Consider the following 13,025-nt stretch of genomic DNA (forward strand, 5'->3'; position numbering starts at 1 on the left):
GGCCGTAAGCGGCACACCGATTGCGGGAACCTCTCTCCGGTCAGCCTGCCGTGCCGACTTCGAGAAGCTGATCCAGAGCAAGCCATTGCCCAACAAGCAGCTCTCGCCCGCCTGGCCGAGTGTCGGCAGCCGTAGGCAAAAGGAGCACAGTGATTGAGTGGAAGCACCTCGGGCAACCTCGCTTTGACGAAATCGTTGAAGCCCTCATCAAACGTATCTACGCTGGGGCTGACGAAATATGGCCGGTTGATGGCCGTGGCGGAGATGGTGGCCGCGATATCGTCGTAACCCAAGGCAACCGTAAGCGCATTTTCCAGTTGAAGTATTTTCCTGAGGGATTTCCCGCGGAAAACAGATCGCGGCGTCGGCAAATCATCAATTCCTTCAAGAAAGCGATGGACCATAACCCTTACGAGTGGGTCCTCGTTGTTCCGGCAAATTTGACTCCTGGGGAGGTTGAATTTATCAAGAACCTGGGTGAAGGTCGCCCAGTCAAGATTCGGTGGCTAGATCGTGGCGATCTGAATGAGCGTATGGCCACTTTTCCCGATCTCGACAGGTATTTCCAACGCGACCATCTTCGGGAGGCCGTGAGAGATTTTCACGCTGAGACGGCGACGTTGACGAACGGCTTGCCTGACCTGGCGCAGCGAATGCTGAGACTGAAGGAAACTGCCGATACCCTCGATCCTGACTGGACGGTGGAACCCTCGATGTCTCAGGGGGAAGTGGTACTGGCTTTGACCGCAAAACATCCACTCGCTGCCAGGGACTCACCGATCACCGTCTCCATCCAGAGCACCCTTGGCGATCAGAGTGAGCTGCTCGCAGGCATCAGGCGATCGCTAGGGTTCGGAACAAGTGAAACCATCAAGCTATCCGCCGATCTGGTCAGCAGCTTCAAGGTCGATGGACCAGAATGGATCAGGACGCAGACCGATACTGCAGAGGTCATGTGGATGCCCGCGGGCGAATCGCCTCTTAAGGGAGCATCTGTGGAAATCCGCTTCCTGGATGCCGACGGATCGATCGTTGGCTCACATGAAGGATCCGCCGACCATGTTGGGGGCGCCATCGAAGGGTTTTCGTTGGAGGTCAGCTTTTACCGACAGATGAAGATGACCATCCTCCTGCCGCATGATCAAACCGCAGGGTGTGATCTCAGCTATTCCTTCAATGTGAGAGGCATCCAGCCGATGGATGCCTTCGCCATCCTTGAGCTCAACTCGCAGCTCAGGACCTGCCTTCGGGCAGGGATATACGTAAACGGGTCCGAGCTGGCACAGTTCCGACTTGGTAACGACGAGCCATATGTCGAAGAAGAGGAACTCCAGGCGGCTCGGCTTATTGCTGAAGATCTGGCCCAGATCCAGCACCACACCAAAACGAGATTTCCGATCCCCAACGAGATGACAGCCGAGGACCGAGTGGGATTGCGTGTCGCGAGCCTCCTCCTCGGAGGTAAATGCTGCATCTACCCAGGCGCGGCAGTCACCACGGCCACCTTATCCGTGGATGGTTCCCCAGAATTGGAAGGGATGCTTAAGCAGGACGCCTTCATGATTCGGTTCGACTACGAAGATTTTTCCGTCTCGTTGGGGCACCGAGTCCTTAAGCTCGGGACGGTTATTGTCTTCCATCCAAGCGTTCGCCTTGAGAATGCTGCATCGATCAAAAGAATGCTGGCCAAAAAAACCGCGAAGGGGACGAAACTCAAATTCGTTCCCACCGACGGAGGATACTTTCGGGCGTACATGCCAGATAAGTGGACTGATGCGGATTCCCCACTAGCCCCAACCCCACTGAACCTACCCGGAATCCCCGAACCGGGTTCGTCAGACTGTAATGAAGCTAGATGACGGAAAACGGAGGGTTCCTGGAGCTTCGCGCTCATGGTGCGACACGCCGTCGGGGGAGCGCACGGAACCGTTGTGCGTAACCCTTTTGCGTGTTTCAGTCGCCGCCCGTCGGGCCCATGTGCAGGCCCTCTGCGTCAGCCGGTTCGTACACGGATGACGATCCGACGGCACCCTCCGGGACGCGCTCTACGGCTTTGGATATCGATCTTCACGGCACGCCCTTTGCGTGATGACGACGACGATCACCACGCCGATGACATCCCCGCCAGCAGTTGCGACTTGGTGACATTCGTAGCCGTCGTCCATCATCTTCCGCTAGCCGAGACGCTTCGAAAGGCAAGCACCGCTGTGCGCCCCGGCGGTCGGTTGGTAATTGTGCTGAGCCGCGAGACCCGGGACGACTGAACCCGATCATCGGAGCCATCCGCCACCCATGGGGCGCATGGACCGTCCCTGCCTGCATGAGTGCCCCAACGGCCGATCCCCACGAGACATTCAGCGAGATCGCCGATGTTGCGCGGAGAGAGCTTCCCGGCGTCATCGTGCGCCGCGGCCTGTTCTGGCGCTACACAGCCGTCTGGGCGGCTCCCGCCCGATAGCGGGTGCTGTTCTGCGCAACTCAGACCCTGGGATGGAGCGGAGTGTCCAGCGTCCATGGGCCGCTAGCAATGGTTCAAGGAGGATTGCCTCGCCGGGCTTGTAGTCATCGGGAGGAGGTCGCCATGGGTAACACCGACAAACGTGGAGTGCCGAAAGCGACGGCCCCCGAGCCATCCCCGCTCCCACGTGGTTCCGGAATCAGTGCGCACTGGCATCCGGGTGGCCGGTGCGGGACCGGCTTACGGACAGTTCATACATGACTCGCCCTCGGGCCGTGGATCCGAGAGTTCTGCCAGTAAGGGAAGGGGGAGGGCCATTCTCTCGACGACGAGCGAAGGCTAGGATCTGCATTGGTTCTGCTGCCGACGGCTGCGGCGAGACGAACAATTGGAGGCCTGACCGTGAGCGTTAGTCAAATTGAGTGCCCTGACTGCAAACGCGTTGGCGAGGTGACCATGCAGTGGTCACGACCGGGCGTAGCTTCTGGTTCGATTATGGAAGGCCTCGACCCCGAGAGTGCGACGGGTGCCGCGCGGCCCTCGCTGAGCATGGATACGCGACCGTGAGGATCTGGCAGAACGGCGACGGAACGGGTGTGATCACAACAGTTAACGACTAGCGCCTCCATATGACCTCTCGAACGGCTTGATGAGGTGTTTTCCATGGATTCATGCCCGCGGTGGCCTCTTTCTGAGAGAGGTGCTGAGTTCTGCGATTTGACGGTTCTCAGGCCTGCCGTCTGCCTACTCCCCGGAAGTTTAAGGGGCTGGTCTCTGGAAATGCTTGGAAGTGAGGCACCCACGAAAGCGATGATCCGTCGATCCCTTCGGGTAGTTCCTCGTCCTGCATCAGCACCCGGAACGGCGGCTTGCGCCCAGTCGCAGCCATGTCCGCGAACATGTCCGCAATGTTCTCGGGAGGCTCTTGGTCAGGCAGCTGTGCTGCGAGACTGCGGTGCTCATCAACGGCGAACCAGGAAAGGTTGTTGGCATCATGGATGAGCAGGTGCAGGACCGAATCCCTGATGTCTCCCGCCCGCTCCTGTCCATGTCGGGCGATCTCAAACTTCCACCGGTCAAGCTTGAATCGCAGCTCGGCCGCTGACGCTGGCGTAACGATGTTATAGGCGCCCATGAGCGACGCGGTGACCGGATACTCTTCGTGCTTTGCAGCGAAGGCCGTGACCAGAGCCTTGTGGAAACGAACGTAGGAAGTACTTGCCTTCTTCATTTGATCTTGAGTGGGACGGAGCCCATCGTGAATGGAGTCGTTACGGAGTTTGGACACGTCCCTACGCCATCCTTGATATGCGTTCTCCATGGCCTCTGTCCACGCGTCGGCCAACGCGTCTTTGAGCCGAGCCTTCGCCTCGCTCAGATACTGGCTCGAACGCAGAACCTTGAGCACTCTTTTAGCCTCACCGAGTTCAACGCCGCCCTCCCAGAGCAGCATCCCCACCGTTTCCTTAACAAGGAGTTCGGCAGCCCCGCCGAGCAGAATGCTTGCCAGGATCGTGTTTCCGGACCGGTAGGCCGCGTATCCTTCGCGCTGGACGTCGATGAACTCGCCGAACACACCGGTCTGCAACATTGCAAGAGCGCTACGGAGCGTCGCTTCCTCTTCTGGGGTGAGCTGTTCCGTCGACGTCTCGAGCGTTCCGGACTGACGTCCAGCTGGGCCCCTATTCCCCTGTGGCCTAGCGATTATCGAACCCCATCTAAGCTCTCCATTCTTTAGCTCGGTGACGACGGAAAGCATGAGGGGCAGCGTCTCCCTAGTTACGAGCGAGATGGTCTCCTTAGTTGCCAGATGATAGGCCTGCTGGAAATCGGTCACAATCTTGAGCGCTTGTTCGAGGGCTTGCTCTGGCGAGTGTCCGGTTGAATAGTCAATTAAACAGCGCACCTCGACCAGGGTCGTGCGGCACTTCATTGGGAACGCTGCGTTGCGCATTTGGGGCCGCGGTGGAAGCTTCCGAATCATTGCCCTGGCCGCCAGGGCAATGTCGGAGTCAGTCACTGTGCGATCAAAGTGTCGGAACGTCATCGTGTATGTGCAGTAGAGATCCACACCACCCTGCGTCATGATGTGCTCGGCTGGGGCCGTGTCGTCACTCGCTTTGGCGAACAGGAGCTGGACCTCCATATCGGGCTTGGTCCTCAGCGCCTCCGGCAGGACGAAGAAGAAAGTGATGGCGCGAGAATTTGGATGAGGAAGAAAGACCGGGGGTGCGATGACGGCCCCCCGGGGCGACCCAACTAGGCCAGCCTGTTGCTTGCGTTCACGCTTGGCCCTGCTCCCCGACATGCAATATCAGCCCCTAACAGCTCGGTACCATGGCATCTCACAATGCCATGGCCTTGCGCCCATGATAGTGATTCAACGGGCTGTCCGGCGCTAGCCTGCCGGCGCCGAGACCCGACCATGCGCACCCGTTAAGGGATCGTCTTACGGGCAAGATCGCAGCGGACAGTTCACAAAGAACCAGTGCTCCAGTCGGTTCTTGTTGAAGAACTCGCAGACCCTCCCTCCATATGAACAACGCCTAGACTGCGGCGTGGCATCGTCGGTAGAGTTCGCGCATGCCAGAGGACCGATTTGATGAGGACGCAGGCCGAAGTGCCTCCGAAAGCGTTGCTCCGCGACCGAGACGGAGGCTTTTTCCCTTATTGGGCTTGGGGTGGCTCGCCCTTGGTATTGCTTGGTTGATTGCCTCATTGACAGGTCTAAATGAACCGGCGGGCCCTTGGCGTATTGCACTTGGGATTCTCTACCTGGTGCTGGGCATCATGTTTCTTATTGGCTGGCTCCGCCGGGCAGAAGGACAACCTAGGAAATGATCCGGCGATGAGCACCGTGACCTGCGGGGCGCCCGCTGAGTGATCCCTGAACGGACGCCAGAGCGTCCTGTGATCCACCGGGTGACAGGCCGCCTGATAGGCGTCTTTCGACTCCGCTGGCTTCCCATCACGATCGGCCTTATCAAAAGAAGATCCCGTGATTAGACTCCCGACATCACAGGAAGCAGGGTTATATGCGCGAACCGGACTTGGAACCAACATCGAGAAGTCGGTTGGAACGGGCATACGACGCCTTCGGTTCCTTGCCTCTGTTCGTCTTGGCGGCCGTCCTCCTCGTCCCTTTGCAGTCCCACCTGGGCTGGTGGCCTGCATTCACCATCGTTACTACGACTGGGATTGTCGTTATCACTGTCATCCAGCTCGTTGTCATTGCTCCATTGCGAAAGAAGCGAGCTGTTCGGGACGCGGAACGAGGCCTTTTCGAATGTGCCCACAGAGAGCCCGGATCGGGACTTCGGAGTAGATGGGCACGGGGTTATGCGAGAGCAGAGCCAAACCGACTGATTTTCCAACTGGGCGCCAGCGAAAACGGGCCTCTCGCCGGGCCCATGGAAATTTACTTGTCTCCTACGGCCGTTGGAGAGCCTGTAAAAGCCCCCTGGACTGTCTTTCCTGGAGGGGTAGTCATAACAATGAGGTCAAATAGCACCACACTCCAGTTGGCCGCCAGCCGCACAAGCGTAGCGTTCCTGAATGAACGGTGTCTCACCCGGTCAACACCAGATCACTAAGCAGTAAGCAAAGGGCCAAAAAAATGCCCGGGAGACGATCCTTCCACGGACGCCAGGCAAGCCTAGTCGCGTTCTGGATCAGGAGCGATACCTGCGGCGGCAATAAATAATCATGGCAACGCCGACCAAAACGTTGAAAGCCGGTGACACGTAGAGCCACCAATTTCGCGGTGGGTCGGAAAGGATGAAAGCGACGTTCACCACCGCGCCGATAAGCAGTATCACGCCAATCGAGAACATTGCTCTCCACAATTTCTGGTCGGCAATCCTGCCTGCTCTTTCCCAGTCCATAGCAACAGTGACTCACACCAGTGGCTCTACGGGAAGCCTCGCCGGGAAAGACGAGCCGGTCAGAGCGGGTGATGTCCGCTCAGGGATCCTTCACCGGACGCTTGATCGGTCCCGAGAATGGTCGCCTCTGCCGGACCAAGCCGAGGGTGTGGCCCTAGCGACGGGGCCGCTATAAGTGCTATTAAGTCTCTCGTGACCTGTCGGCCTCCAGCCGAGAAGCACACTCTCAGAGCCACGGAATATGGGGGGTACCATGACCACACTCACCGGCCTACGAGGCGCGTTTTGGAGGGGTGCCGCTGTGTCTGCGACGGTTACGCTGCTGGCGTCCGTGGCAGTCGCCGCCGGGGTCATTTCCGAAGTCAAGTCCGCACAGCCGGCCCCGGCGGTGGCTGTGACCACTGCAGCTACCGCAATGGTTCCCGGGCCGACTGTCACGGTCCCTAGCCCAGAGCGGACAGTGACCGTCGCACAGCCGGCGGAGACTGTCACTGCGCCGGACCCAGTCACTGCCGCCGCGCTCCAGACGTGCCGGACCGCAGTCACGGCTGGGGACAAGGCGTTGAAGGAGGCGAACAACGACAGCCTTATCGAGCAGGATGCGATTCTGACAGAGATCAGGACGGGCGATCCGTCCGCGCTGTACGCCGCGGACGCGCGGTTGAAGCAGGTCGGCCCGGGCGAGGTTGTGGACATTCAGTCGTTCGCTGCTGCGCGGGACGGGTGCCTTTCTGGGCGCTGATTCTGCAGGAGCCCGTGATGTGCAACTCGAAGGTGTCCCATCTGGAGAGTCGACATGCAAGGTGAGTAGTTTCGTCCCGGATGCGATGCCCTGCGGATGCTTTGTCGTTAGGCTGTCGTGATCACGCCCGTTCCGTCGCCGTTCTGCCAGATCCTCACGGTCGCGTATCCGTGCTTAGCGAGGGCTGCATGGCACCCGTCACAGTTCTCCGGGTCGAGGCCTTCCATGATGGGACCAGAAGCTACACCTGGTCGGGTCCACTGCATGGTCACTTCGCCAACGCGCTTGCAGTCAGGGCACTCAATTCGATTAACGCTCACAGTCAGGCCTCTCTTGTTCGTCTCGTCGCAGCCTTGGGCCACAGAACCGATGCCCATCCTAGCCACCCGCTTGTCGTCGGGAGAAGGGCCCGAGCCCGCCCCGTACTTTGGCAGAACTCCCGGGAGGACGGCGGCGGGTGAGTCCGCCATAAGGAGTCCGTTAGCCGGTGGTTCAGCGGACGCCGTGGCGCCCTATAGGGGATCCCTCGCCGGGCGGGGAAGCTTTCCGCCCAGCTGTCGTGCATGGTCTCGTCTCGAGCTTGCCAAGGGGGTCCGAGATGCCAAACGGGTCATCCCGATTTTGTTGTAAGAACTCCCACGAGGGCATAGATGAAAAGACCCAACGAGGCGACGGTTAGGGCCATCATCATAGAGCGTCCTCGAAACGGAGTACCATCACCTCCGCGCCTATTGCGTTTTACGTAAAGCATTGAAAAACCCAAAATAGCGAGCCCTAGAATGGCGGGAATCAGCGGCCAGTACATTATCCCTGGTCCTCTCTCTGTACCGTTTTCACCGTAGTATGCTCTGACCGCCGGATTTCCGGAAGCGTTTGATGTCCGTATGAGATGCGTTTACCACTGATACCCACTGGGACTGCCACAAGAGCAAGCAACGGGATTATATGTCTCCGGGGGCATCCTGTGGCCGGCGGGAGGTGCCCGTAAACCGGTGAACGACCGTGCGCTTCAGAGCACGATGATGGATCGGCTATCGGGCGTCCGCGCCGAGTATGCGCGCCACGATTCGGCTTGGCGATTCCGATGCATTGATGCGCTCTTCTTCTACGAAAGATAACGGCTGCCAGCTGTGGTACCAGGCCCGCATCTCGTCTTCGCTGAAGTCTGTCGCTTGTGGCCGCATAGCGTGCCTGCGTACAGTTTCATCAAACGTAAGGTCGAAGGTAAAAAACCTCGCGTCATTGCTCTGGGCGGCGACCCTTTCGAGCATCGCCGAATACCGCTCCGCGTTGAATATCCCTTCGAGGATGACGTGATGCCCGACGCAGAGGCAGTGAACTGCCGCGACTTCGAGAAGGTCCGCGTGCGCGAGGCTCTCCTGTTCCCGCTCCCGGTACACGATCCGCCGGAAATGATCTTGACTGAGGATGGCAGTCGGCCAGCCCAGCGCTTGTTGTAGGACCGCAGCGATGGTGCTCTTACCGGAACCGGAGTTTCCACGCAGGACGACGAGCATGTTTCGAACGTAGCAGAGGGATGCCCGAAGCGGGATCCCTTGCCGGACATATCACATCGACTGGACGAGAGCCGGGTCTGGTCGGGCCTGTCAGCGTTACGGAACGAGGTCCTTCGTTAGCCGAAGGATTCCGACGGTCCAAACGCTTAACAGCACGTGCAAGAGGACGAATGAGATTTTTATTGGATCGAACGGTTCGCCCCAGAAGAACATCAGCAGCACGATTGACGCTGCGGAAACTAAAATCGCCGCGACCAACGGTGATCTTGCCGTACTCCTTATGGTTACGAGATTCCAGACTCCGATGATCACGCCAGCAATGGCCACCACGCTGAAGGCCACGATTATGGCGATGATGGACGCAACCCATCCTGCCTGCCGTTGCACTTCTGAAACCCTTAGGTTCTGTATTTGCCCGATGACCGGGATGGAAGCGAGCACTATAACCCCTCCCATGAACAATCCAGATACCGCCTCGAAAAGTCCCATCCAAAAGCGCCAATGCCGTGATCTCATTGCTTTATCCCAAGAAAAGGCAAAGGTTCGAGTTGCTCGTGGTGGCAGGTCGGGCCGCTCGGATGTCTCCTCGGTCAGCCGCTGCGGTTCTTGGCTCATGTAGTCCGTGCCCTTTCTGGCGACGGAGGCCGCCCCCGCTCTTTCCATGGAGGATTCTACTTGGGTAAGGCACATGAAACTGACGTGCCCGGCAAACGCCAGAGTCAGATAAACGTGGCCCAGTACCCGAGGCTCACGCCGTCCGGTTGCCGGATGGTCGTTAATTTGCGGCGCGGAGGTCTTACTCATCCGGCTTCCAGAACCCGCCCGCAAGCCGGTGCATCACCGTACGCTCAGGCGTCCGTTTAGGGATCGGCTACCGGGCGGACTTGGCCATTTTATGACTCGGTCGGTGCCGATCCTGTGTCTCCCCACTCGGCCGGGGTCGTCTCCAATTCCTCGAGGCTGGCCATCAGGCGAAGGACCGTAAGATCTCTGCATGAATGCTTTCGACTCCGAGGCAGATCTTGAGCACGATCTAGACTTCCGCCTATTGATTAATACGGCGGTCTTGTTGTTCTATCGGCGGCATGTGTTCGATGAGACAACCACATGGCTGGCCGAACAAGGCTACCAGGTCACTATTTTGGACGCATCATCGTGGTCAAGCGAGGCGGAAATGCACGGGGCGATCTCCGAGACGCTTGATTTCCCGAGCTACTACGGCCATAACTTAGACGCCCTGAATGACTGCCTTCGGGATGTCATCTCGCATGACTTCGTGCTGGCGTTCCTCGGATACGACGCCTTCGCATTGGCTTGTCCCCGGACGGCGCAGACCCTTCTGGATATCATCGCCCAGCGCTCCCGCGAAGCGGCTCTATTCGGGCACAGGATGATCTGCCTTGCGCAGAGCAATGATCCCAGGATTAGTTTTGATCCAGTCGGCGCCACACCTGTCCTCTGGAATGACGAGGAGTGGCTTGATTCGAAGCGGTTCGCGCCACGAGTGGACACTGGCGACTAGTCGAGCACGCGCGGCGCCGTCACCGAAGCGATCAGTCCCCCGTCCCGGTGGAGGATCCCTTCCCGAACGATTCGTGGAGGTGAACGCGGAGGGGAGGATTACGCAGGCAGTCTGCTGGAGAATAAGTTCTTATTGGCTCGACCAGTCAGTGGAGGGAGCGTCGTGAAAACTGTCCGGGCGATCAAACGGCTCTTTACGGAACTGCCCCAACCAGCCAGGACTTTCTACTGGTTCTCCATCGCACTTTTCTTGGCGACCTTTCTTCTCGGCGTCGTGACCCGGGTGAACTGGGTTTTTCTCGGAATCAGCGGATCGGGCGTGTTCTTGTTCCTGTTTGGATGGCACGTCTTCCGGGACATCAATGGCACAGCAAGCATCTGGTCCAGAATCTACAGGGAGAGCCGTGGAATCAGACCTGAAGGTTTTACGTTTGCCGACGTGCCGACGATTAGAGGTATGGGGTTTATGTACATGCTCATGGGCATATTTTTCGTCGTGGGCGGGTTCGGCTTTCTGTTTCAAGCTTGAAAGCCTTGAGCGACAGCACCGCACTCCCATCGCCGTCGTTCGGGATTGACGGTGGTTCTCTGCGTCAGGCCTCGACTGCGGAGGCGTTAAAGTCGTCCCGTTAACCGATCCCTTACGTGCGGCCCGCGTCCATTTCACTGTGGGTCGGTCTTTGCGCAGCAGGACGTGTGGTCGGCCAAATTTCAGTCATCTGAAGCGACAATGACGTGAAGCGTGCGGAGAATCCGATCAATGACAATGAACTCGTGGAAGCCCAGGTCTCCCGTTACGAAGCCGTAGTCATGTTCGGCTTCCCGTGGGGGATTGCGTATCTTCAGGACAGGGCCTGAGCTCAAGAGTGTATATATGGTTTCCAGCCGTTGAATGGCATCGGCGGGCTGGAAGTATTCCGGGTCCGTCCAGTCTTGGTCATTGGCCCAGACATTGATCTCGGCTTTGGCCGCCTCGATGGTCGATGGCTCGAACAGACCCGGGTGGATGGCATCAATCCTCCACCGGCCGTGGATTCCCCATGCGCGGGGCTCACTGCCGCCCCTGGAGGGAAAGGGGGAAGCATAGTCGTGCTGGTACTCGGGGCTCTCGATCAGGCTCTCAAGAATGGATTGGTCGTCCTGGTCCGGGTCAATTAGGAAATGCGTCAGCTGGACCCACATAAAGGTACCGGACCCGAGATGGACTATGTCATCTCCAACAAAGGGCAATGTCATGGCACAAATGTATTTAAGTTCGGCAACCAGGCCAACGGCGGCGCGCGCAACTGACAATTTCCCACTCAGCAGACCTGAAGACATTGTCGCCGATCGCAGGCGGAAGCGATTCTACGAACTGGCCGCCCGTTAACCGGTGGCCGAGCGCGCAGCCAGGCAAGTTTCTTCCCTCGGCATCGTTGCTAGCCTCCCTGCGCACGTTTACCCCGCACGATGATATGCACGGTGAAGGTGCCCTAAAGGCTACACAGTTTCCGGTTCCACTTCCTGGAGGTGGATCCGTTCCCGGTGGGGCCCCACCGGGAACGTATCCGCAGATGTCAGGTGTCCATCACGGTGTACCCGGGTGAACAGTCTGGAATCCTTCGAAAAGACCGTCAAACATGGTAGTGTTCGGATACGATTGGACATAACTGTAGGAGGTTCTAGAGGTGACTAGACACAAGGGTCAGTTGATCGGCTACGTGCGCGTGAGTGCTGCCGATCAGAACGAGGGGCGACAGCTCAAAGCACTGGGTACTGTTGACAGGCTGTTCTCCGAGAAAGTGAGCGGCAAGAACGCAGATAACCGGGCGCAACTCCAGGAGATGCTCGTCTATGTCCGTCACGGCGACACAGTCCGCGTGAAATCACCGGATCGTCTAGCTCGTTCCACGACAGATCTTCTCGCCATAGTCGAGCAACTCAAGGCCAAAGGTGTCGCCCTGGAATTCACAGACAACTCAGCCCTCAACACCGACACGGCGCAGGGCGAGTTTATGCTCACGGTTCTGGCTGCTATAGCACAGCTGGAGCGCAAGACCATCCGAGAACGGCAGGCGGAGGGCATTGCCATCGCCAAGAGAAACGGCGTCTACGACCGCGCGCCGAAGCTGACTCACGACCAAATCGAGCTGGCGCGCCAGCGGATTGCACACGACGTGCCAAAGGCGAAAGTGGCCCGCGATCTGGGAGTGTCGCGGCAGACTCTTTATGCCGCACTTGGTGGCACCGGGAAGTATGCCGACGTGTCCCGCTAACCGGCGGCAAGCGCAACCTTCCAATTCCCCACCAGCCAGGGCGTATCGGGACCATGAGATGCGGGGACCGATGAACGACTAGGCACCCTCCGCCGGGGGCCACTTCTCTTTCAACGTCTGGATGTATTCACTCGCCGTGAGCCCGCTGGCCAGGAACGCGTTGATGTTCTCGACGGTCTCGCGGGTGGGGTGCAAGCCGTCCAGGGCCCAGCTGGCCATCGTGTCGATGGTGAGTTCGCGTTTCTGCTCCGGTGTTAGGACGCGGTCAGTTGGTTCGGCGGCCGTCGCTTTAGGCACTCGATGTTTGCCGCTGTTACCCATGACGACCTCCTCTTCTGGTTCTGCTGCGGGTCCTTCAAGTTTATCGAACACGGGTCGTCCCGATGGGCACATGAAGACAGCGGTAGCCGTCTGCTCGGAATCGGAGTCGCTCATGGTCCTGGTTTCTCACCCGGGCGAAAGTCGGAACGCTTGGGCGAATGGCTCGCCGTCCGATTGCGTGGGGCTTCATCGGTGGTCGTTGTTTACAACAGAGGCAGACGTGAAATCTGGCAGTTCTACCAAGTTCTACCAAGTTCTAGCGCGTTCTAGGAAAATCCCTATAACTCGATAAAACTGGGGTCTTGCCCCCTGGGAGAACCTGTGCGG

12 protein-coding genes are annotated in these 13,025 nt (G+C 58.6%); 7 read left to right on the top strand and 5 right to left on the bottom strand.

Annotated features, from left to right (window positions below):
• Positions 1 to 149 precede the first annotated feature (149 nt).
• The 3 genes from ACSBOX_RS05890 to ACSBOX_RS05900 all read left to right on the top strand — a co-directional run bounded on the left by ACSBOX_RS05890 (position 150) and on the right by ACSBOX_RS05900 (position 2,458).
• Positions 150 to 1,859, top strand: a complete 1,710-nt coding sequence (locus ACSBOX_RS05890; RefSeq protein ID WP_442545206.1) for a hypothetical protein — start codon at positions 150 to 152, stop codon at positions 1,857 to 1,859.
• A gap of 153 nt (positions 1,860 to 2,012) precedes the next feature.
• Positions 2,013 to 2,264 (top strand): methyltransferase domain-containing protein, encoded by a 252-nt coding sequence (locus tag ACSBOX_RS05895; protein WP_442545207.1) that lies wholly within the window; start codon positions 2,013 to 2,015, stop codon positions 2,262 to 2,264.
• A 56-nt stretch (positions 2,265 to 2,320) separates the two neighbouring features.
• Positions 2,321 to 2,458 (top strand): hypothetical protein, encoded by a 138-nt coding sequence (locus ACSBOX_RS05900; protein ID WP_442545208.1) that lies wholly within the window; start codon positions 2,321 to 2,323, stop codon positions 2,456 to 2,458.
• Positions 2,459 to 3,185: 727 nt separating this feature from the next.
• On the opposite strand, the gene ACSBOX_RS05905 is transcribed toward ACSBOX_RS05900, so the two are convergent.
• Positions 3,186 to 4,604, bottom strand: a complete 1,419-nt coding sequence (locus tag ACSBOX_RS05905; RefSeq protein ID WP_442545209.1) for a hypothetical protein — start codon at positions 4,602 to 4,604, stop codon at positions 3,186 to 3,188.
• 1,991 nt (positions 4,605 to 6,595) lie between these two features.
• Here ACSBOX_RS05905 and ACSBOX_RS05910 point away from each other — a divergent pair.
• Positions 6,596 to 7,084 (top strand): hypothetical protein, encoded by a 489-nt coding sequence (locus ACSBOX_RS05910; protein WP_442545210.1) that lies wholly within the window; start codon positions 6,596 to 6,598, stop codon positions 7,082 to 7,084.
• Between the two features lie 1,031 nt (positions 7,085 to 8,115).
• Here ACSBOX_RS05910 and ACSBOX_RS05915 read toward each other — a convergent pair.
• Together ACSBOX_RS05915 and ACSBOX_RS05920 are read right to left on the bottom strand one after the other, a co-directional pair.
• Complete coding sequence (locus ACSBOX_RS05915; protein WP_442545211.1) at positions 8,116 to 8,601, bottom strand: AAA family ATPase; 486 nt, start codon at positions 8,599 to 8,601, stop codon at positions 8,116 to 8,118.
• A 96-nt stretch (positions 8,602 to 8,697) separates the two neighbouring features.
• Positions 8,698 to 9,405: a hypothetical protein gene (locus ACSBOX_RS05920; RefSeq protein WP_442545212.1), complete on the bottom strand. Its 708-nt coding sequence runs from the start codon at positions 9,403 to 9,405 to the stop codon at positions 8,698 to 8,700.
• 190 nt (positions 9,406 to 9,595) lie between these two features.
• Here ACSBOX_RS05920 and ACSBOX_RS05925 point away from each other — a divergent pair, with 190 nt between their 5' ends.
• Complete coding sequence (locus ACSBOX_RS05925; RefSeq protein WP_442545213.1) at positions 9,596 to 10,123, top strand: barstar family protein; 528 nt, start codon at positions 9,596 to 9,598, stop codon at positions 10,121 to 10,123.
• Between the two features lie 162 nt (positions 10,124 to 10,285).
• Positions 10,286 to 10,651, top strand: coding sequence for a hypothetical protein (locus ACSBOX_RS05930; RefSeq protein ID WP_442545214.1), 366 nt, complete (start codon positions 10,286 to 10,288; stop codon positions 10,649 to 10,651).
• Between the two features lie 182 nt (positions 10,652 to 10,833).
• Here the strand turns inward: ACSBOX_RS05930 and ACSBOX_RS05935 are convergent, their stop codons facing one another.
• A complete protein-coding gene (locus tag ACSBOX_RS05935) occupies positions 10,834 to 11,358 on the bottom strand; it encodes a hypothetical protein (RefSeq protein ID WP_442545215.1) in 525 nt (174 codons plus the stop codon).
• Positions 11,359 to 11,789: 431 nt separating this feature from the next.
• Here ACSBOX_RS05935 and ACSBOX_RS05940 point away from each other — a divergent pair, with 431 nt between their 5' ends.
• Positions 11,790 to 12,377: a recombinase family protein gene (locus tag ACSBOX_RS05940; protein WP_442545216.1), complete on the top strand. Its 588-nt coding sequence runs from the start codon at positions 11,790 to 11,792 to the stop codon at positions 12,375 to 12,377.
• A 78-nt stretch (positions 12,378 to 12,455) separates the two neighbouring features.
• Here the strand turns inward: ACSBOX_RS05940 and ACSBOX_RS05945 are convergent, their stop codons facing one another.
• Complete coding sequence (locus tag ACSBOX_RS05945; protein ID WP_442545217.1) at positions 12,456 to 12,812, bottom strand: antitoxin VbhA family protein; 357 nt, start codon at positions 12,810 to 12,812, stop codon at positions 12,456 to 12,458.
• Between the last annotated feature and the right edge of the window lie 213 nt (positions 12,813 to 13,025).

It is taken from the genome of Arthrobacter sp. KN11-1C, from assembly GCF_052180225.1.
Classification (GTDB): Bacteria; Actinomycetota; Actinomycetes; order Actinomycetales; family Micrococcaceae; genus Arthrobacter.

Excerpts from the sequence above, each read along its gene's own strand:
- ACSBOX_RS05895 (WP_442545207.1), top strand. The coding sequence starts at position 2,013 with ATGACGATCCGACGGCACCCTCCGGGACGCGCTCTACGGCTTTGGATA.
- ACSBOX_RS05900 (WP_442545208.1), top strand. The coding sequence starts at position 2,321 with ATGAGTGCCCCAACGGCCGATCCCCACGAGACATTCAGCGAGATCGCC.
- ACSBOX_RS05905 (WP_442545209.1), bottom strand. The coding sequence starts at position 4,604 with ATGGAGGTCCAGCTCCTGTTCGCCAAAGCGAGTGACGACACGGCCCCA.
- ACSBOX_RS05910 (WP_442545210.1), top strand. The coding sequence starts at position 6,596 with ATGACCACACTCACCGGCCTACGAGGCGCGTTTTGGAGGGGTGCCGCT.
- ACSBOX_RS05915 (WP_442545211.1), bottom strand. The coding sequence starts at position 8,601 with ATGCTCGTCGTCCTGCGTGGAAACTCCGGTTCCGGTAAGAGCACCATC.
- ACSBOX_RS05920 (WP_442545212.1), bottom strand. The coding sequence starts at position 9,405 with ATGAGTAAGACCTCCGCGCCGCAAATTAACGACCATCCGGCAACCGGA.
- ACSBOX_RS05925 (WP_442545213.1), top strand. The coding sequence starts at position 9,596 with ATGAATGCTTTCGACTCCGAGGCAGATCTTGAGCACGATCTAGACTTC.
- ACSBOX_RS05935 (WP_442545215.1), bottom strand. The coding sequence starts at position 11,358 with ATGACATTGCCCTTTGTTGGAGATGACATAGTCCATCTCGGGTCCGGT.
- ACSBOX_RS05945 (WP_442545217.1), bottom strand. The coding sequence starts at position 12,812 with ATGAGCGACTCCGATTCCGAGCAGACGGCTACCGCTGTCTTCATGTGC.